This is a genomic window from Rathayibacter sp. VKM Ac-2929 (genome assembly GCF_022815495.1).
GTDB classification, from domain to species: Bacteria; Actinomycetota; Actinomycetes; order Actinomycetales; family Microbacteriaceae; genus Rathayibacter; species Rathayibacter festucae.
The window spans coordinates 788,737-808,455 of the sequence record NZ_JALGRV010000001.1; the positions used below are offsets into that span (position 1 = coordinate 788,737).

Below are 19,719 nucleotides of genomic sequence, written 5' to 3' on the forward strand. Positions count from 1 at the left end.
CTCACCAGGGTAGGTCGCCGGGCGCCCGACCGGCCGGTCGCCACGCGCTGACCAGCCGATGCCGTCGAGGAGCCGCGCTCCTCCCGGCCGCCGCCCGGCCCGCCACCTCCTCGGCCCCGCACCGGCCGTCCCCCCGGCACCGCTTCGAAATGAGCCCGCATGATCCCGTCCTTCTCCGACCGCCTCCCGCTCGCCCGTCAGGCGGTCGACCGGGACTACCTCGCCCGCGCGCGTCCCGAGCTCTTCGACGAGCTCGACGCCGACGCGGCCACCCGGGTCGTGCTGCTCCGCGGCGACCGCGCCCTGGTCGACGGCGAGCGCCTCGCCCTGCGCCCCGCGGCCGATGTGCCGGCCGGCGCCCTCCGCCTCTACCTCGGTCGCACCACCGTCGACGCCGAGGGCGAGCCCGCCGGCACTCCCGTCGTCGCCGCCGTGCTCACGGACGAGCAGGCGAGCGCCCTCGAGCCCGACGACGCCGCCTGGGGCGCCCTGCGCACCTTGGCCGAGCACCTCAGCGACCGCGACGCCGGCCTGTTCACCGAGGCGCTCGCGATGGTCAACTGGCACGCTTCGCACGGCTTCTCGCCGCGCAACGGCGAGGCCACCGTGATCGAGCAGGGCGGCTGGGTCCGCCGCTCGCCCGCCGACGGCAGCCAGGTCTTCCCGCGCACCGACCCGGCGATCATCGTCTGCGTCCTCGACGCCGACGACCGCCTGCTGCTCGGCTCGAACGCGATGTGGGGCACCGGCCGCTTCTCGCTGCTGGCCGGCTTCGTCGAGCCGGGGGAGTCGCTCGAGGCGGCGGTCGTCCGCGAGATCTTCGAGGAGTCCGGGATGCGCGTCGTCGACCCGCAGTACCTCGGCTCGCAGCCCTGGCCGTTCCCCGCCTCGCTGATGATCGGCTTCACCGCCCGCCTCGCCGAGGACCAGGCCCCCGCCGATCTGCTCCCGGACGGCGAGGAGATCGTCGCGCTGCGCTGGTTCACCCGCCAGCAGCTGCACGACTCGCTCGAGTCGGTGCTGCTGCCCGGCCGCTCGTCGATCGCCCGCGCGATGATCGAGGACTGGTACGGGGGAGCGCTCGAGAACGGCCCCATCGTCGCGTGACCCTGCTCGACGGACTCGACGAGGGGCAGCGCGAGGCGGCGGAGGCGCTGCTCGGCCCGGTCTGCGTCCTGGCCGGCGCGGGCACCGGCAAGACGCGGACCATCACCCATCGGATCGCGCACGGCGTCGCGACCGGCGTCTACACGCCGGCCCGCGTGATGGCGCTGACCTTCACCAGCCGCTCCGCCGCCGAGCTGCGCTCCCGGCTCCGCGTCCTGGGGGCGGGCGGCGTCATGGCCCGGACGTTCCACGCCGCCGCGCTCTCGCAGCTCGGCTTCTTCTGGCCGCAGCTGGTAGGCGGCACGATGCCGCAGCTGCTCGACGGCAAGGCGCGGCTGCTCGGCCACGCGGCGGAGCGGCTCCGGCTGAAGCTGGACACCGCGACCCTGCGCGACCTCTCCGCCGAGATCGAGTGGCGGAAGGTGTCCGCCCTCTCGCTCGAGCAGTACGCGGTGGCCGCGCGGACCCGTGCGCTGCCCGGACGGCTCACCCTCGAGCAGACCGTCGCGATGGTCGACGAGTACGAGGGGCTGAAGGACCAGCGCCGGCAGATCGACTTCGAGGACGTCCTCCTGGTCACCGCGGGGATGCTCGAGTCCGAGCCGGCGATGGCGATGCAGGTCCGGGAGCAGTACCGCTTCTTCGTCGTCGACGAGTACCAGGACGTGAACCCGCTCCAGCAGCGGCTGCTCGAGCTCTGGCTCGGTGACCGCAGCGACCTCTGCGTGGTCGGCGACGCGAGCCAGACCATCTACTCCTTCGCCGGCGCCCGCGCCGACTACCTGCTCGACTTCGGCTCGCGCTGGCCGGCCGCGACGGTCGTCCGCCTCGAGGAGAACTACCGCTCGGCACCGCCGATCGTGCAGACCGCGAACCGGCTGATGCGCGGCCGGCCCGGCGCCCTCGTGCTGCACTCCGTCGCGAGTGCCCCCGCCGCCGCCGAGAGCCCGGAGCCGGCGATCGACGCCTACCCCGACGACGTCGCGGAGGCCAGGGGAGTGGCGGCCCGCGTCGCCGCCGACATCGAGGCGGGCGTGCGCCCCTCCGCCATCGCGATCCTCTTCCGCACCAACTCGCAGTCGGCGATCCTCGAGCGCGCGCTGCACGAGCGCGGCGTCGCGGCGCACCTGCGCGGCGGCAAGCGCTTCTTCGACCTGCCGGAGGTGAAGCAGGCGGTGATGCAGCTGCGCGCGGCCTCGGTCTCCATCTCGGGCGAGCCGCTGTTCAAGTCGGTCAGCGACGTCCTCCGCTCGCTCGGGTGGAGCGCCGAGCCGCCGTCGGCACCGGGCGCCGTGCGCGAGCGCTGGGAGTCGCTGGACACCCTCGCCCGGCTGGTCGACGAGGCGCCCGCCGGCTGGACGTTCAAGCAGTTCACCGACGACCTCCTCGCCCGCCAGCAGGTGCATCACGAGCCGGACCGCGCGGCCGTCACGCTCGCGACCTTCCACTCTGCCAAGGGACTCGAGTGGGAGTCGGTGCACCTGATGGGCCTGACCGAGGGCCTGCTGCCGATCTCCTACGCGAGCGGCCTCGAGGCGATCGACGAGGAGCGCCGGCTGCTCTACGTCGGCATCACCCGCGCGCGTCAGCGGCTGCGGCTCTCCTGGTCCCAGTCCACCGTGGGCCGGGTCACGCGGCGGGAGCCGTCGCGCTTCCTTGCAGAGATCGGCACGCGCACCCGCGGTGCGGCTCCAGCCGCCGCTCGCTGAATGCACCGGAGGCGTCGGAGTAGGTGCGCTCGACACTGCGCAGCCCGGTCCAGCCGGCGTGCAGCCGCCGGAGCGCCGCGTCGGCCGCCGCGACCGCGATCGCGGCACTGGAGAGGGCGGTGCGCGTCGATGCGGTGGTGCCGAGGACCTGGATCACCAGCCGCGGCCACTCCGGGTCGAGGTCGATCCGGTCGCGGTAGGCGCAGTGCAGGCAGGGCCCGCCGCCCGGCTCGACGAGGGGGCCGATGCGGACCGCCTCGTCGCCGAAGACCACGGCCAGATGCGGCACGTCGCTCGAGAGCCAGTGCGCGGCGCGCGCCGGAGCGACGGCGTAGTCGGCGACGAGCACCGCGAGAGCGGGCACCGCATCCTCGCCGACCAGCTCGCAGCCCTCGCCGCGGAGCAGGCTGCGCAGGGCGTCGGCCGCCGAGCCGACGCCCTCGACGACCACCCGCGGCGGCGCGGGCGGATCCGGGTCGATGCTCCGCAGCAGCACCGGGCGCAGCGTGGCGAGCAGCTCGTCGACGCGCGCGTCCGAGGCGCCGGCGCGCGTCGCGATCAGCCGCGCCGTGCCCGCGCTGGTGCCCACCCGCAGCGCGTGCACCAGCAGCTCCTCGGCGTAGCCGACGCCCTCCAGCACGACCCGCGGGTGGTCGAGTCCGACCTGCATCGCGGTCGCGGAGCGCCAGACGAGGGGGAAGCGGGGATCGAGCCGGAGGACCATCGGGAGATCATGGCCGAGAGCGGCCGGGCGGCGCGGGAGTTGTCCACAGGTCGTGGACCCCTCCCGCGCGAGGATCAGACCGGTCGGTCGCCGGTGGGAGCGGTGCCGTCGTCGTCCGGACGGCCGCCGTCGGTGCCGGCCTCGGGCTGCTCGCCCGCCGGCGCCGCGGGCGTCGACCCGTTCAGCAGCTCCTCGAGCGCGCGGTCCATCTCGTCGGGCTCCGGGGTCTCGCCGCGGGCCTCGGCGCTCAGTCGCGCGACGAGGGCTGTCGGGTCGTCGAGGTCGTCCGAGCCGGGCAGCACGTCGGGGTGCGACCAGAGCGCGTCGCGCGCCTCGGGACCGACCGCGTCGGTGACGGCCTGCCACATCGCGGCGGCCTCGCGGAGGCGGCGCGGCCGCAACTCCAGGCCGACGAGCGTGGCGAAGGCCGACTCGGCGGGCCCGCCGGACGCGCGACGGCGGCGGACGGTCTCGGCGATCGCACCGGCGCTGGGCAGGCGGGTGGTCGCCGCGGCGGTGACCACGTCCACCCAGCCCTCGATCAGGGCGAGCATCGTCTCGAGGCGGCCGTGCGCCGCGAGCTGCTCCTCGGTCTTCGGCGGGATCAGCGCGCCGGAGGTCATCGCGTCGCGCAGCTCCTCGGGGTTGGACGGGTCGAAGTTCTCGGCCAGCTCCTCGAGGCGGGTGGTGTCGATCGTGATGCCCCGGGCGAAGTCGGTGATCTGCGAGATCAGGGCGAGCCGGACCCACTTGCCGTGCCGGAAGAGCCGCGCGTGGGCGAGCTCGCGCACCGCGAGGTAGATCTGCACCTGGTCGATCGGTATGTCGAGGCCCTCGCCGAACGTGGCGACGTTCTGCGGCAGGATCGCCGCGTCGTTCTCCTCGAGCAGCGGGATGCCGATGTCGCCGCCGGAGACGACCTCGGCGGCCAGCTGGCCGACCACCTGGCCGAGCTGGAGGGCGAAGAGAGTGCCGCCGATGCCGCGCATCATGTCCTCGGCGCCGGCGATCATCGCCTTCATCTCCTCGGGCGCCTGGTCGCGCATGACGCCGGTGAGCGCGTCGGAGATGCTGAGGGCGACCGGCTCGGCGAGCTGCGTCCAGACCGGCATCGTGAGCGAGATCCACTCGAGCCGGCTGATGGTGCGCGGCGGACGGCTCAGTTCGGAGACGTACGCGACCTCGTCGAGCCAGAGCGCCGCGACGCCGAAGGCGCCGTCGAGCGGGGCACGCACGGCGTCGGTCACCGGGACCGACTCGGCGCGCGCCAGCTGCTTCGCCTGCTCGAGCGCGAGCGACCAGTTGATCCCGCCGCCCGACTGCTGCATCGCGCTCTGCAGCTGCGAGAGCAGGTTCTGCAGCGCGACCGGATCGTTCGGCAGACCCGCGGCGCCCGCGAGCTGGCTCGGGTCGATCGGGCCGTTCCCCGAGAGGAACTGCCGGAGCATGTCGCGGAACTCGTCCTCCGAGCCGCCGCCCGGTCGGTCCGCGTTGTCGCCTTCGGCCATTCGGGGAGCCCTCTCTCATCGCACGGAGCCGGCCTCTGCACACCCGGTTCGGGCGACGGATCGTGACACGACTCCCAGTCGTGCAAGCTACGTTAGCCCGAGCGTCCGGAGCCACGACGTGAAGTCGACCGCCCGGCCCCGACCCGCTTCCGCCCGCCGCGAACACGCCGGCGCCGCCGCCCCGCACGTCCCCAGAGAGGCCCCCGTTTGCTGTTCTCCGTCGACCCGCGCCCCTCCTCCTCGCGCGGCCGGCGCGCCTGGGTCGGGCCCGCGGTCCTCTTCTCCGGCGTCGCGCTCGTCGTCGGGCTCGGCGTCACCCCCGCCCCCTACGTGATCGAGCAGCCGGGCCCCGTCTTCGACACCCTCGGCACGAGCGGTGAGGACGTGCCGCTGATCTCCATCCCGGACGAGACGACCTATCCCACCGAGGGCACTCTCGACATGCTGACCGTCTCGGTCGTCGGCAACCCGCAGAGCCTGCCGACCTGGATCGAGGTCGCGAGCGCCTGGTTCGACCGCACCAAGGCCGTCGTGCCCGTCGCGCAGATCTTCCCGCCGTCCTCCACGGTCGAGGAGCGGGACCAGGCGAACCAGGCCGAGATGACCGACTCGCAGCAGGAGGCGATCGCCGCGGCGCTGACCGAGCTCGGCTACCCGATCGGGCAGCGCGTCTCGGTCGTGCAGATCCCGGACGACTCTCCCGCCGCCGGCGCGCTCGAGACCGGCGACGAGATCGTCGCCGTCGCGGGGGAGCCGGTCGCCGATGTGACCGCGCTCCGCGCCGCCGTCCAGGCCTCGGGCACCCAGCAGCCGGTCACCCTCACCGTCGAGCGGGACGGGGCCGAGCAGGACGTGCAGGTCACCCCGGTCGACAACGACGGAGCGGCCGTGATCGGCATCGTCGCCGGAGCGGCATTCGACTTCCCGTTCGAGGTCGACATCCAGCTGGACGACGTCGGCGGGCCGAGCGCCGGGATGATGTTCGCGCTCGGGATCATCGACAAGCTCACCGAGGGCGCGCTGAACGGCGGCGCCTCCGTCGCCGGAACCGGCACCATCGACGCCGCGGGCGAGGTCGGCGCGATCGGCGGCATCCGGCAGAAGATGTTCGGCGCGGTCGACGCGGGCGCGCAGTACTTCCTCGCGCCCGCCGACAACTGCAACGAGGTCGTCGGCCACGTGCCCGACGGCCTCCAGGTCTTCAGCGTCGCCACCCTCGACGACTCCCTCGCCGCCCTGAAGGGCGTCGCCGCGGGCGACACCGACGCCCTGCCGACCTGCGACGGCGCGACCCCCATCAACTGACGGCGGCGGGTCTCGATACGCCCCTGCGGGGCTACTCGACCAGCAAGTGCGGCCACCGAGTCGCCGAACGACCGCGGCATGCTGATCGAGTAGCCCGCGCAGCGGGCCATCGAGATCCACCGCCGGCCCGAGCCGCCCTGTCCGCTCAGGGCGGAGCGGCGGGGCCGCTCCCTGAGGGCGACGCTCAGGTCCCCTCGCTGGTCGTCGCCTACCATGGGGAGCCTCCCGTCACATCTCCACATCAAGAGGCTTATCCGTGAGTTCTGCAGCAACCGAAGCCCCGCCACGCAAGAGACGGAGCGTTCTCGCCGTCACGGTCGTGGTGGTCGCCGTGCTGGTGGTGGCGTTCTTCGTCTTCGCCGGTCTCTACACCGACATCCTCTGGTACGACCAGCTCGGGTTCCTCTCGGTGCTCACGACGCAGTGGTTCGCCGCGGGCGGGCTCTTCGTCATCGGCTTCGTCGCGATGGCCGTCCCCGTGTTCGTGAGCCTGACGCTCGCCTACCGGCTGCGCCCGGTCTACGCGAAGCTCAACTCGCAGATCGACCGCTACCAGCAGGTCGTCGAGCCGCTCCGGCGCCTGGCCACCTTCGGCATCCCGGCGGTCCTCGGCCTCTTCGCCGGCGTCTCCTCCTCCACCCGGTGGCAGACGAGCCTGACCTTCTGGAACCGCACGCCCTCGGGCGACGTCGATCCGCTGTTCGGCCTCGACACGTCGTTCTACCTCTTCGAGCTGCCCTTCTACCAGAGCATCGTCGGCTTCGCCTCGGCCGTGCTCATCATCTCGGCGCTCGCCACTCTCGCCACCGGCTACCTCTACGGCGCGATCCGGATCAACGGCCGCGAGATCCGCATCTCGAAGTCCTCGCGCATCCAGCTCGCGATCATCGCGGCGCTCTACCTGCTCGTGCAGGCGGTCAGCCTCTGGCTCGACCAGTACGCGACCCTCAGCCGCCAGGGCACCCGGATCACCGGCGCGACCTACGCCTCCGTGAACGCGACGATCCCCGGCCTGCAGATCCTCGCCGCCATCTCCGCGCTGATCGCCGTCCTCTTCATCATCACGGCCTTCATCGGCCGCTGGCGCCTGCCCGTCATCGGCACCGCGCTCCTCATCGTCGCGAGCCTGCTCGTCGGGTCGCTCTACCCGTGGGTCGTCCAGAAGTTCCAGGTCGAGCCGAACGAGCGCACGCTCGAGTCGACGTACATCCAGGACAACATCGACATGACGCGGCAGGCCTACGGCGTCTCCGACGTCGAGGTCATCCCGTACGACGCGACCACCGACGCCGAGCCGGGCGCCCTGCGCTCCGACGCGGAGACCACGGCGAACATCCGCATCCTCGACCCCGCCGTCGTGACCGACGCGTTCTCGCAGCTGCAGCAGTTCCGCCAGTACTACTCCTTCGGCGACCAGCAGAACGCGCTCGACGTCGACCGCTACTCGATCGACGGCTCGACGCAGGACGCCGTCGTCGGCGTCCGCGAGCTGAACCTCAACGGCCTCGGCACCAACCAGACCTGGTACAACCAGACCCTCGTCTACACCCACGGCTACGGCCTGGTCGCCGCGTACGGCAACCAGCGCTCGTCCGACGGCGAGCCGGTCTTCATCGAGTCCGGCGTCCCGACGACCGGTGACCTCGGCGACTACGAGCCGCGGATCTACTTCGGCGAGAACTCGCCCGGCTACTCGATCGTCGGCGGCGACGGCGACCGCAACATCGAGCTCGACTACCCCTCGGGCACCGAGGGCGAGCAGCAGACTTACACGACCTTCGACGGCAACGGCGGCCCCTCGCTCGACAACGTCTTCAAGAAGCTCGTCTACGCGATCAAGTTCCAGTCCGAGCAGATCTTCCTGTCGGACGGCGTCAACGACCAGTCGCAGATCCTCTACGACCGCGACCCGGTGCAGCGCGTCCAGAAGGTCGCCCCGTACCTGACGCTCGACTCGGACGCCTACCCGACCGTCGTCGACGGCCGCGTCGTCTGGGTGGTCGACGGCTACACCACCTCCGCGGACTACCCGTACTCGGAGGTGCAGAGCCTGTCGCAGGCCATCGCCGACACCAACACGCAGCAGCAGTTCCCGACCGACGACGTCAACTACATCCGCAACTCGGTCAAGGCCACGGTCGACGCCTACGACGGCAGCGTGACGCTCTACGCCTGGGACACCGAAGACCCGATCTTGCAGACCTGGCAGAAGATCTTCCCGAGCACCGTCGAGCCGATCAGCGAGATGTCGGCCGGCCTGCTCAGCCACGTCCGCTACCCGGAGGACCTCTTCAAGGTGCAGCGCGCCGTGCTCGGCACCTACCACGTGACCGACGCCGGCTCGTTCTACTCGCGCGAGGCCGCCTGGTCCACGCCGAACGACCCGACCTCGGGTGGAGCGAGCACGGCCGCCGTCGGCGGCGGGGACACGCTGCAGCCGCCGTACTACCTGACGCTCCAGACGCCCGACGTCGAGACGCCGTCGTACTCGCTGTACTCCACGTACATCCCGGCGAGCACACCCGGCAGCGCGGCGAGCCGCAACGTGCTCACCGGCTACCTCGTCGCCGACTCGGATGCGGGCTCCACGGAGGGCGCGGTGGCCGACGGCTACGGCACGCTCCGGCTGCTCGAGCTGCCGAGCGACGACACGGTGCCCGGCCCGGGTCAGGTCCAGAACGCGTTCAACACCGACCCGACGGTCGCGAACCAGCTGGCACTGCTCCAGCGCGGCGACACGACAGTGACCCGGGGTAACCTGCTCACCCTGCCCGTCGGCGGCGGTCTGCTCTACGTGCAGCCGATCTACGTCAGCTCGAACGGCGACACGAGCTTCCCGCTCCTGCAGAAGGTGCTCGTCGCCTTCGGTGACGACATCGCCTTCGAGGACACCCTCGACGCCGCCCTCGACAGCCTCTTCGGCGGCGACTCGGGAGCGGACGCCGGTGACACCGGCACGGTGGTCACTCCGACCCCGACGCCGACCGACACGGCGGATCCGGGCACGGGCGACACCGGGACCGGCGACGCGGGCACCGGCGGGACGGCTCCGACGGGCGACCAGACCGAGCTCCAGGCCGCTCTGAGCGACGCGAGCACGGCTCTCGCCGCCCGCGAGACCGCCCTGAAGGCCGGCGACCTGACCGCCTTCGCGGCGGCGGACGAGCAGCTCACCGAGGCGCTCCAGCGGGCGCTGGCGGCCGAGGGGCAGCAGTAGGCCGATGGTCCAGGTCGATCGTGGCGAGCACCTGCGCGCAGGGGAGTGGCTCGATCCGAACCGGGAGTACTGGGAGGGGCGTGCCGGTGACGGCGCGCCCCTCCGGGCGTTCGGGGCGGCGGTGCCGGCCGGGGCGCGGGTCCTGCACCTGCAGTGCGGCGCCGGGGGCGACGCGCTCCCGCTCGCCGAGCGGGGCGAGGACGTCATCGGCGTCGACTTCTCGATGCCGGCGATCCGGCTGGCACGCGAGGCCGCCCGCGAGCGCGGTCTCGCCGAGCGGACCCGCTTCGTCTGCGCCAACGTCTACGAGCTGCGGCACATGCTGCCCGAGCCCGACGCCTTCGACGCCGTCGTGACGACCCTGGACGCGGTCGCCTGGCTCCCCGACCTCGAGGAGTGGGCGCGTGTCGTCGAGTGGTTCGTCGCACCGGGTGGGACCGCGGTGATCGGCGCGCAGGCGCGACCGCGCGTCGACGACCCGGCGGTGCGCACCTGGGAGCGCTCGGGCGAGGACGTCGCGGAGGCCCTCCGGGCGACCGGTCTCGAGGTCGCCGCGAGCGCCCTCGACGGTGTCGCCTGGACGGCGACGAAGCCCGTCTGAGCCGCCGAGCACGGCACTGCCTGCTCCGGGTGCCCACTCGATTTGCATCGCTCCTGATCCCCGTGTAGTGTCTCTTCTTGTGCCGCGGGGTGGAGCAGTTCGGTAGCTCGCTGGGCTCATAACCCAGAGGTCGTAGGTTCAAATCCTGCCCCCGCAACAAGAAGAGGAAAGCCGGTCGCGGAAGCGGCCGGCTTTCGTCGTTAACGCGGGCTGTGCACGGGTCAGGACGCCGCGTCGATGACGCTGAGCACGTTGCCGGACGGGTCGCGGAACCAGGCGATCGTCGGCCCCCGCCCGCGCATCACGCCGTTCTCATCCGTCGGCATCTCGCTGTCCGAGTAGATCTTGGTGACGACGCCGGAGTCGTTGAGCGCCGCGACCGCCGCGTCGACGTCCTCGACGGCGAAGTTGAGGATCGTGAACTCCGCCGGCACGTGGCTCGGCTTCGGATAGGCGATGGCGCTCCCGCCGCCGGGCAGGGCGATGTCGAGGATCCCCATCGCGTTGACCGACACCTCCAGCCCGAGAACGTCGCCGTAGAACGCCCTCGCCGCCTCGACGTCCTGCACGCTGAACCCGCTGAAGGCCCGCTCGCTCCTGATCATGACCGCACTCCCGTCCGCGCAGCGCCGTCGCCGCGTCCTGCGCGCGACGCTACTCCGCCGTCAGCATGCTGGTCGAGCAGCCCCGCAGGGGCGTATCGAGACCCACCGTCCCCAGCAGGGCGGGTCTGCAGACTCTCGTTCTGACGCCGGTGGATCTCGACACGCCCGCTGCGCGGCCTACTCGATCAGCATGGTGGGCCCGCTCCGCGGGCTACTCGATTTGAGAGCGCCGGAGTCCCGTCCCCACTGCGTGCTGGTCGAGTAGCCCGCAGGGAGTATCGAGACCCACCATCGCTGAAGGTGCGGTCGCCCTCTCCTCCACAGACCCTGATTCGCACCCGACGTCTCCAAGAGAAGCCTCGGCCCCGGCTCGATGGTCGTCCTGCCTGGTTCAGTGCTCGTATGACAGAGCACCAGACAGCAGAAGAACTCCGAGCCTCCATGCGCGCCCATCTCGAGAGCGCCGCCGCCCACGGCCGTGCCGCCGCTGCGCTGCGGCTCGCCTCGGTCGAGGTGCTCCACACCGGGCACCGCAGGGCCCTCGCCTCACCCGCACTGGCCCACGGCACGACCCGCGACCTCCTCGAGCGCTCGATACGTGCAGAGCTCGCAGCGCGGACGGGCCTCTCGGAGCGGGACGTGGCGCGTCGCCTCGAGCAGGGGGAGCTGCTGGTGGAGCACCTCCCGCTCACCCGCACCCTGCTTGCGGAGGCACGGATCGTCTGGGAGGCGGCAGAAGCGATCTGCGCCACCGCGAGCAAGCTCCCCGCCGCCTCCCGCGGCGTTCTCGACGAGCGCGCCGCCGAGGCGGTGCTCACGATGACGTTCGAGCAGCTGAGCCGCGCCCTGCGCCGCTGGCAGAAGGAGCTGCGCTAGTAGGCCCGTCGACGTCGCGCGGTCGATGTCGCCCCGTGACGGGTGGATCTCGATACGCCTGCTCTGCGGGCTACTCGATCAGCATGAGGGGCCCACTCCGCGGGCTGCTCGACACGGAGCGCCGCTCCACTGACCGTTTGTCCGCGGCCAGGCCCTGCGTGCTGGTCGAGCAGCCCCGCAGGGGCGTATCGAGACCCACCGTCACCAGCAGGGCGGGTCTGCAGACTCGTCGCTCTGACGCCGGTGGATCTCGATACGCCCGCTCCGCGGGCTACTCGATCAGCGGGAGGGGCCCGCTCCGCGGGAGCCCCGAGTCGCTCGGTGTGTCGGGCCGGGGCGCACGCTATCCTCGTCCGGGATGCGAAGGGTGCTGGTGTGAGCGACGAACAGGTGGACGAGACCGCAGGAGCGACCCGGGACGGGTCCCCGAGCGAGGGGATCCACCTCACCCGCCGGAGCCGGCGGGACGCCGAATCCGCCGCACAGGCTCAGCGTCCGACTCCCCGCACCCGCCCGGTGCCCGTCGCCCCCGTCGCGGTGCGCACACCCGTCCTCGCGACGGTGGCGCCCGTCCGCCGCCGCCGCGGTCGCGTCCTCCGCACGACGGTCAGCACGGTCGCGGCCGCCGCGATCGCCGGCATGGTCGCCGTGATGGCGCTGCCCGCCTACTCCTTCGACCCCGCGCCCGACTCGCAGGCCGCGATCGAGGCCGCCGCCCGCATCCAGGCGCTCGGCAACCAGAAGCTCACGGTCGCGTCGACCGCCGTGCAGGAGCAGGTCATCCGCGACTCCTTCACCGCCCCGACGCAGGCGCAGCTCGACGAGGCCGCCGCGCAGGCGCGCGCCCTGGCCGCCGCCGCGGAGAAGGCCGCCGCCGATGCCGCGGCTGCCGCCGCCGCCGCAGCAGCCGAGGAGGCCTCCGGCACGTCCTCGGCCGCCGCCTCCCCGAGCCGCTCGGGCGGCACCAGCAGCTCCGTCACCCCCCGCGAGGAGGGCGACGACTACCCCTGGCGCGACGCGCTGACCGACGACCAGGGCGGCGGGCTCTCGCCGCTGCGCTACTACTACCGCGAGTGCGTCGACTTCGTCGCCTGGCGCCTGAACCGCGACCAGGGCTCCACCGGCGCCCCGTTCAAGTGGACCTGGGGCAACCTGACCCCGGGCGGCGGCAGCGCCTACGCCTGGGCCGGCCAGTGGGCCTCGCACGGCTGGGAGACCAGCACGACGCCCGTCCCCGGCGCGGTCGCCTGGTTCAACGGCAACCACGTCGCCTACGTGCAGTCCGTGAACGGCGATGGCACCGTCTCGCTCGAGGAGTACAACTGGGGCAACGACCACGCGTACCACGCGCGGACGATCCCGGCCTCGAGCGTCCCGCTCTTCCTCTACCCGCCGAGCTGATGGCGGCGCAGCGCAGAGCCTCCACGCGCAAGGCCGCCCGGCCCGCGAGCGCGGCGGCCGTCGGCTTCGCCGTCGCGCAGTTCGCTCCGACCGACGACCGCGCGGCGAACCTGGCGGTGATCCGCCGCCTCGCCGGCGTCGCCGCTCAGCGCGGCGCGAGCGTCGTGGTCCTGCCCGAGTACAGCTCCTTCTTCGTCGATCCGCTCGGCCCCGAGCTCGTCGCGGCCGGCGAGGCGCTCGACGGCCCGTTCGTCCAGGGGCTCGGCGAGATCGCCCGCGAGCTCGGCGTCCACCTCGTCGCGGGCATGGTCGAGTCGGTCGACGACGGGAAGCGGATCGCCAACACCCTCGTCGCGGTCGAGCCCGGGGGAGCGGTCGTCGCCACCTACCGCAAGCTGCACCTCTACGACGCCTTCGGCCAGACCGAGTCCGACTGGGTCGCGCCCGGCGAGATCGGCGTGCCGCAGACCTTCGAGGTGGGCGGCCTCGTCGTCGGCCTGCAGACCTGCTACGACCTGCGCTTCCCGGAGGTGACCCGCTGGCTCGTCGACGCGGGCGCCGACGTGGTCGCCGCCCCCGCCGAGTGGGTCCGCGGCCCGCTCAAGGAGGCGCACTGGCGCACCCTGGTCACCGCCCGCGCGCTGGAGAACACGATCTACCTCGTCGCCGCCGACCAGACCCCGCCGATCGGCGTCGGGACGAGCATGATCGTCGACCCGATGGGTGTCGAGATCGCCACGCTCGGCGAGGTCGAGGACGTCGCGGTCGCCTGGCTCTCGCAGGAGCGCATCGCCGCGGCCCGGGAGAAGAACCCCGCGCTCGCGCTGCGGCGCTTCGAGGTCCGCCCCGTCCGGGCCGGCCGCCGGTCAGCCGCGGCGCGCGAGTCCCGCTAGCCGCTCCGCCGCGCTGTCCAGCACCTCGAAGCGCTTGCAGAACGCGAATCGCACCAGCGAGCGGTAGGCGTCCGCGTCCTCGGCGCTGCAGAACGCCGAGACCGGCACCGCCACCACTCCGGCGAGCCCGGGCAGCGCCCGGCAGAAGGCGACCCCGTCGTCCCAGCCGAGCGGAGCCGCGTCCGCGACGACGAAGTACGACCCCGCCGACGGCGACACCGTGAAGCCGGCCGCCGCGAGTCCTGCGGAGAGCACGTCGCGCTTGCGCTCCAGGGTCGCCGCGATGCCGGTGAAGAACGCGTCGGGCAGCCCGAGGCCGACGGCGACCGCGCCCTGGAACGGCGACCCGCTGACGTAGGTGAGGAACTGCTTCACCGCGAGCACCGCGGTGATCAGCGCGCGCGGCCCGGTGATCCAGCCGATCTTCCAGCCGGTGGTGCTGAAGGTCTTGCCCGCGGAGGAGACGGTGAGCGTGCGCTCCCGGGCGCCGGGCAGCGTCGCGATCGGCACGTGGCCGCCGTCGAAGCGCAGGTGCTCGTAGACCTCGTCGGTGACGATCAGCGCGTCGTGCCGGTGCGCGAGCCGCACGATCAGCTCCCGGGTCTCAGCGGGCAGCACGGAGCCGGTCGGGTTGTGCGGGTCGTTGACGAGGATGACCCGGGTCCGGTCGGTGACGGCGGCCGCCAGCTCCTCGTGATCGACGTGGAAGTCGGTTCCCCGCAGCGGGACCGTGCGGTGCACGCCGCCGGCCAGGGCGATCAGCGCGCCGTAGGCGTCGTAGTGCGGAGTGAAGGTGACGACCTCGTCGCCGGGCTCCAGGAGCGCGAGCAGTGTCGCCGCCAGCGCCTCAGTGGCGCCGGTGGTGACCAGCACTTCGCCGTCCGGGTCGACGGCGAGGCCGTAGAACCGCCGCTGGTGCGCCGAGACGGCCTCGCGGAGCACCGGGAAGCCCGGCCCCGGCGGGTACTGGTTGAGGCCCGCGGAGATCGCCGTGCGCGCCGCCTCGAGCACCTCCTGCGGGCCGTCCTCGTCCGGGAAGCCCTGGCCGAGGTTGATCGCCCCGGTCCGCGCGGCGAGGGCGCTCATCTCGCTGAAGACGGTGGCGGCGACCTCGCCGCTCGGGCCGAGAAGGCCGGCGCCGGCGGCGGCGCGGGTCCAGGATCCGGGGATGCTCACCCCGCCAGTCTGGCGGCTGAGGGCGCGCCCCCGCAGGCTCACGCGCTTTGGCGTGCCGCTCGCAGGCGCGTCATAAGGAACGCACAGGTTCCCTGGTCAAGCTATCCCCGCTTGGAAGGAGCACCACCCATGACCGAGAGTCACGACGGTCCTCGTCAGCCGGAGGATCCCCGCACGCCGGAGGATCGCCGCCACGAGGCGAACCAGCCCATCTCCGGCGAGCACACCCCCGGACAGCCCACCACCCCCCTGGGCACCGGAGCGCCGTCGTCGTCCACCGGGCCCACCGAGCCCCTCCCGTCCTACACGTCGAACTCGGCGGAGGGGAACCAGGCAGAGCCGGTCCCGCCGACCCCGCGCTACGGCCAGTTCGCCCCTCCCGCCGCGCACACCGTGCAGAGCACCGAGCAGCCGCCCGTCGGCGAGCAGGGCTCGTTCGGCGGCGGCCAGCCCCCGGTCGGGCCCACCGCGACCAAGCGCCGCGCCGGTGTCGGCGTCGTCGCGGCCCTCGCCATCGGCGCGGTCGTCGGCGGAGTCGCCGGGGCCGGCGTCTTCGGCCTCTGGTCCGCCTCCAACGGAGCCGGCACGCGCGTCGTCTCCTCGAGCGGCTCGCAGACGATCACGGTGAACAACGCCGAGGACGCGACCACCGCGACCGCCGTCGCCGCGAAGGCCACCCCGAGCGTCGTGACGATCGCCGTCGCCGGCAGCTCCTCGTCCGGCACCGGCTCGGGCATCGTGCTCTCGAAGGACGGCTACGTCCTCACCAACACCCACGTCGTCACCCTCGACGGCCAGATCTCGGACGGCGCGGTCACCGTGACCACGCAGGACGGCCGCATCTTCACCGCGACCATCGTCGGCACCGACCCCACGCTCGATCTCGCCGTGATCAAGCTGGCCGACGCGACCGACCTGGTCCCGATGACCTTCGCCGACTCGACCGAGGTCAACGTCGGCGACACCGCCGTCGCGATCGGCGCGCCGCTGGGCCTCTCCGGCACCGTCACCGACGGCATCGTGAGCGCGCTCAACCGGAGCATCCAGGTCGCCTCCTCCGCCGCCCCGGACGACTCGGGCGACAGCTCGAGCGGCAGCACCGAGAGCCCGTTCAACTTCGACATCCCCGGCCAGACCCAGCAGACGCCGGCCACGAGCACCATCTCGCTGCCCGTCATCCAGACGGACGCGGCGATCAACCCCGGCAACTCGGGCGGCGCGCTGCTCGACAGCGACGGCGAGCTGATCGGCGTCAACGTGGCGATCGCGAGCGCGGGGCAGTCCTCGAGCTCGAGCGGGCAGTCCGGCAACATCGGCGTCGGCTTCGCGATCCCGAGTGCCATCGCCGAGCGCGTCGCGAAGGAGATCATCGCGAACGGCTCCGCCACGCACGGCCTGCTCGGCGCGAGCGTCTCGGACTCCACCCAGGACGTCCTCGGCGCGAAGATCCAGGAGGTGACCAGCGGCGGTGCTGCGCAGGCCGCCGGCCTGGCCGCGGGCGACATCGTCACCGGAGTGGCCGGGACGCCGATCACGAGCGCCTCGGACCTCACCGCCCAGGTGCGCGCGCAGGCCGCGAACGCCGATGTGAAGCTGACCTACGTGCGCAGCGGCAAGACCTTCGAGGTCGACGTCACGCTCGGCACCATGGCCACCAGCTGACTCCTTCCGCAGTGAGCGGCAGCCCCCGAGGATCCGTCCCCGGGGGCTGCTCCGCGTCCGCGGGGCGGTGCGCGACCCGCTGGTAGTGTGGGGCGCCCGCGTCCGGCCAGGACGCCCGGCCCCGCCTCACGAACTGGACCCATGCAGCCCGAGACCCCGACGGACGACCTCCCCGATCTGCCCGGCGTCTCCTACGTGATGCCCGTGCTCAACGAGGTCTCCCACGTGCGGGCGGCGGTCGACTCCCTGCTGGCTCAGGACTACACCGGGCCCTTCGACGTCGTCCTCGCGCTCGCGCCCAGCATCGACGGCACCGAGCGGCTCGTCGCCGAGCTCAGCGCGGCCGACGAGCGGATCCGCGTCGTGGCCAATGCCGTCGGCTCGACTCCCGCCGGGCTGAACGCCGCGATCCGCGCCTCGCGGCACCCCGTCGTCGTCCGCGTCGACGCGCACTCCGTCCTCCCGCCGGACTACGCGCGGATCGCCGTCGAGGCGCTGCAGCGCTCGGGCGCCGCGAACGTCGGCGGAGTGATGGCGGCCGAGGGGCTGACGCCGTTCCAGCGCGCCGTCGCCCGGGCGTACGGCTCGCGGATCGGCCTCGGCGGCACCCCGCACCACGTCGGCGGCGAGGAGGGCCCGGCCGACACCGTGTACCTCGGCGTCTTCCGCCGCTCCGCCCTCGAGCGCGCCGGGCTCTTCGACGAGCGGTTCAAGCGCGGCCAGGACTGGGAGCTCAACCGCCGGCTGCGCGAGGCGGGCGGCCTCGTCTGGTTCACCCCGCGGCTCACCGTCACCTACCGGCCCCGGCCGTCGATGCGGGCGCTGCTGCGGCAGTTCCTCTCCACCGGGATGTGGCGGGGCGAGCTGACCCGGCTGTTCCCGGCCTCGCGGTCCCTCCGCTACTTCGCACCCCCCGTCCTCGTGGCGCTGCTCGCCCTCGGCCTGCTCGCCGGGGTCGCCGGAGTGCTGCAGGCGCTGCTCGGCGCCGCGCCCTGGCTGCTGATCGCCCTCGTCGTCCCGGTCGGCTACCTCGCCCTCGTGGCGGCGGCCACGATCGCCGTCGCCCGCGTCGACGGACCGCGCGCCATGCTGTGGTTCCTCCTCGTGATCCCCGCCATCCACGTGGCCTGGGGCACCGGATTCGTGCTCGGCTTCGCGGGCCTCACCAGCAACATCGCGGCGCACCGCCACCACCCCGCGGCCGACTCCGCCGCCGACTCCGCGAGGGACGCATGACCAGCACCGCCAGACCGCGATCGATCGCCGAGCTCCGCGCGGTCGCCCAGCCGCCCGAGGTCCGCGGGCGGCGCAACGCCGAGCACTGGACGGCGTCGCTCTACCTGCGCCGCTTCTCGCCGTACCTGACCATGCAGCTGCTGCGCACCTCGATCTCGGCCAACGGCGTGACCGGGCTGATGATCCTCGTGGGCTGGAGCGCTGCCGCGGCGCTGCTGATCCCCGGGATCGCCGGCGCCGCCCTCGCGCTGATCCTCGGCCAGCTGCAGATGCTCGTCGACTGCTGCGACGGCGAGGTCGCGCGCTGGCGCCGCACCTCGTCGCCCGCCGGCGTCTTCCTCGACAAGGTCGGCCACTACACGACCGAGTCGCTGATCCCGATCGCGCTCGGACTGCGCGCCGCCGGGATCCCCTTCGACGCTCCGGAGGACTTCCTCTGGACCTCGATCGGCCTCGCGCTCGCGCTGGTGATCGTGCTGAACAAGGCGCTCAACGACATGGTGCACGTCGCCCGGGCGAACGCCGGGCTGACGAAGCTCGCGGACACGAAGGGGGAGGCGACGCCGTCCTCCTCCGCTCTCGCCCGCCTGCGCCGTGCCGCGCGGTTCCTGCCGTTCCACCGGCTGTACCACTCGGTCGAGCTGACCATGCTGGCCTTCGCCGCGAGCCTGGTCGGGCTGGTCGTCGGCGCCGGGACCGCCGACCGGGTGCTGGTGTCGGCGCTGCTGCCGCTCGCGCTCCTCGCGCTCGTCGGCCACTTCGTCGCGATCATGGCGTCCAAGCGTGTCCGGTCCTGAGCCGGGCGGGCTGCCGCGCGTCGGCGTCGTCGTCCTGACCCAGGGCACGCGTCCCGACGACCTCGCGGCCGGGCTCGCGAGCGTCCTCGCTCAGGAGGGCGTCGAGCTCGACGTCGTCTGCGTCGGCAACGGCTGGACGCCCGAGGGACTGCCCGAGGGCGTCCGCGCGCTCGCCCTCCCGGAGAACCTCGGCATCCCGGCCGGCCGCAACGCCGGCGTGCCGGCCGTCGCGGGCGAGTACCTGTTCTTCCTCGACGACGACGCGCGCGTGCCCTCGCCGAGCTTCCTCCGCGACGCGATCGCGCTGCTCGCCTCGCCGCGGCGGATCGGCATGGTGCAGCCGCGGGTCGACAGCGTCGACGGCGCACCCGCGCCCCGGCGCTGGACCCCGCGCATCCTCAAGGGCGACCCGCGCCGCTCCGGACCCGTCTTCTCGGTCTGGGAGGGCGCGGTGGTGCTGCGCCGCGACGTCTTCGAGCAGACCGGCGGCTGGGCCGCTCCCTTCTTCTACGCGCACGAGGGCATCGAGCTGGCCTGGCGGGTCTGGGACACCGGGCGCAGCACCTGGTACGCGGGCGAGCTCGTCGCGCAGCACCCGGTGATCCAGCCGACCCGGCACGCCGACTACTACCGGCTGAACGCCCGCAACCGGGTGTGGCTCGCCCGCCGCTCGCTGCCGGCTCCGCTGGCGCTCGCCTACGTCGGCTCGTGGACCGCGATCCAGTGCCTGCGCTGGCGGAACGACCGTCCGGCGCTCCGGGCCTGGTTCGCCGGCTGGCGCGAGGGCTGGACCGCCGACCCCGGGGAGCGCCGCATTCTGGCAGGCCGGACGCTGCTGCGCATGACGGTCGCCGGGCGTCCCCCGATCGTCTAGCATCGGGGAATCCGCCCCCCGCCGGGCG

The 19,719-nt window shown here is 73.1% G+C and carries 16 protein-coding genes and 1 tRNA gene; 13 read left to right on the plus strand and 4 right to left on the minus strand.

Annotated elements, in window-relative coordinates; translation table 11 throughout:
• The first annotated feature begins 159 nt into the window (after window positions 1–159).
• Both nudC and MT355_RS03480 read left to right on the plus strand, forming a co-directional pair.
• Complete coding sequence (gene nudC, locus MT355_RS03475; protein WP_123705101.1) at window positions 160–1,107, plus strand: NAD(+) diphosphatase; 948 nt, start codon at window positions 160–162, stop codon at window positions 1,105–1,107.
• Window positions 1,104–2,816 carry an ATP-dependent helicase gene (locus tag MT355_RS03480; protein ID WP_123447581.1) on the plus strand — a complete coding sequence of 571 codons (1,713 nt, stop codon included), beginning with the start codon at window positions 1,104–1,106 and terminating at the stop codon, window positions 2,814–2,816. Before nudC ends, MT355_RS03480 begins: the two co-directional genes overlap by 4 nt.
• Here the strand turns inward: MT355_RS03480 and MT355_RS03485 are convergent.
• Together MT355_RS03485 and MT355_RS03490 are read right to left on the minus strand one after the other, a co-directional pair.
• Window positions 2,737–3,540 (minus strand): hypothetical protein, encoded by an 804-nt coding sequence (locus MT355_RS03485; RefSeq protein WP_243598538.1) that lies wholly within the window; start codon window positions 3,538–3,540, stop codon window positions 2,737–2,739. The two genes, MT355_RS03480 and MT355_RS03485, sit on opposite strands and share 80 nt — an antisense overlap.
• Window positions 3,541–3,614: 74 nt before the next feature.
• Window positions 3,615–5,048: a zinc-dependent metalloprotease gene (locus tag MT355_RS03490; protein WP_243598539.1), complete on the minus strand. Its 1,434-nt coding sequence runs from the start codon at window positions 5,046–5,048 to the stop codon at window positions 3,615–3,617.
• Between the two features lie 207 nt (window positions 5,049–5,255).
• On the opposite strand from MT355_RS03490, the gene MT355_RS03495 reads away from it, so the two are divergent.
• From MT355_RS03495 to MT355_RS03510, 4 genes are all read left to right on the plus strand, one after another.
• Entirely contained in the window at window positions 5,256–6,353 is a 1,098-nt protein-coding gene (locus MT355_RS03495; protein ID WP_243598540.1) for a PDZ domain-containing protein, read from the plus strand.
• Between the two features lie 256 nt (window positions 6,354–6,609).
• Entirely contained in the window at window positions 6,610–9,570 is a 2,961-nt protein-coding gene (locus tag MT355_RS03500) for a UPF0182 family protein (RefSeq protein WP_243598541.1), read from the plus strand.
• Window positions 9,571–9,574: 4 nt separating this feature from the next.
• The gene (locus MT355_RS03505; protein ID WP_243598542.1) at window positions 9,575–10,171 is read left to right on the plus strand and encodes a bifunctional 2-polyprenyl-6-hydroxyphenol methylase/3-demethylubiquinol 3-O-methyltransferase UbiG; all 597 of its coding nucleotides are present in this window, start codon (window positions 9,575–9,577) and stop codon (window positions 10,169–10,171) included.
• Window positions 10,172–10,254: 83 nt separating this feature from the next.
• Window positions 10,255–10,328: transfer RNA gene (locus MT355_RS03510), tRNA-Met, on the plus strand.
• A 64-nt stretch (window positions 10,329–10,392) separates the two neighbouring features.
• Here the strand turns inward: MT355_RS03510 and MT355_RS03515 are convergent.
• Entirely contained in the window at window positions 10,393–10,776 is a 384-nt protein-coding gene (locus tag MT355_RS03515; protein ID WP_243583063.1) for a VOC family protein, read from the minus strand.
• Window positions 10,777–11,217: 441 nt separating this feature from the next.
• On the opposite strand from MT355_RS03515, the gene MT355_RS03520 reads away from it, so the two are divergent.
• The 3 genes from MT355_RS03520 (at window position 11,218) to MT355_RS03530 (ending at window position 13,946) form a co-directional block, all read left to right on the plus strand.
• On the plus strand, window positions 11,218–11,652 hold the full coding sequence (locus MT355_RS03520) for a hypothetical protein (RefSeq protein WP_243598543.1): 435 nt from the start codon (window positions 11,218–11,220) through the stop codon (window positions 11,650–11,652).
• Between the two features lie 375 nt (window positions 11,653–12,027).
• Window positions 12,028–13,053 carry a CHAP domain-containing protein gene (locus tag MT355_RS03525; RefSeq protein WP_243598544.1) on the plus strand — a complete coding sequence of 342 codons (1,026 nt, stop codon included), beginning with the start codon at window positions 12,028–12,030 and terminating at the stop codon, window positions 13,051–13,053.
• Window positions 13,053–13,946, plus strand: coding sequence for a carbon-nitrogen hydrolase family protein (locus MT355_RS03530; protein ID WP_243598545.1), 894 nt, complete (start codon window positions 13,053–13,055; stop codon window positions 13,944–13,946). The genes MT355_RS03525 and MT355_RS03530 overlap by 1 nt, the downstream gene beginning before the upstream one ends.
• On the opposite strand, the gene MT355_RS03535 is transcribed toward MT355_RS03530, so the two are convergent.
• On the minus strand, window positions 13,920–15,122 hold the full coding sequence (locus MT355_RS03535; protein ID WP_243598546.1) for a pyridoxal phosphate-dependent aminotransferase: 1,203 nt from the start codon (window positions 15,120–15,122) through the stop codon (window positions 13,920–13,922). The genes MT355_RS03530 and MT355_RS03535 overlap by 27 nt on opposite strands.
• Window positions 15,123–15,251: 129 nt before the next feature.
• Between MT355_RS03535 and MT355_RS03540 the strand changes: the two genes are divergently transcribed.
• From MT355_RS03540 to MT355_RS03555, 4 genes are all read left to right on the plus strand, one after another.
• Window positions 15,252–16,784 (plus strand): S1C family serine protease, encoded by a 1,533-nt coding sequence (locus tag MT355_RS03540; RefSeq protein ID WP_243598547.1) that lies wholly within the window; start codon window positions 15,252–15,254, stop codon window positions 16,782–16,784.
• 141 nt (window positions 16,785–16,925) lie between these two features.
• On the plus strand, window positions 16,926–18,020 hold the full coding sequence (locus tag MT355_RS03545) for a glycosyltransferase family 2 protein (RefSeq protein WP_243598548.1): 1,095 nt from the start codon (window positions 16,926–16,928) through the stop codon (window positions 18,018–18,020).
• On the plus strand, window positions 18,017–18,817 hold the full coding sequence (locus tag MT355_RS03550) for a CDP-alcohol phosphatidyltransferase family protein (RefSeq protein ID WP_132437764.1): 801 nt from the start codon (window positions 18,017–18,019) through the stop codon (window positions 18,815–18,817). The genes MT355_RS03545 and MT355_RS03550 overlap by 4 nt, the downstream gene beginning before the upstream one ends.
• A complete protein-coding gene (locus MT355_RS03555) occupies window positions 18,804–19,691 on the plus strand; it encodes a glycosyltransferase family 2 protein (protein WP_243598549.1) in 888 nt (295 codons plus the stop codon). The genes MT355_RS03550 and MT355_RS03555 overlap by 14 nt, the downstream gene beginning before the upstream one ends.
• Window positions 19,692–19,719 lie beyond the last annotated feature (28 nt).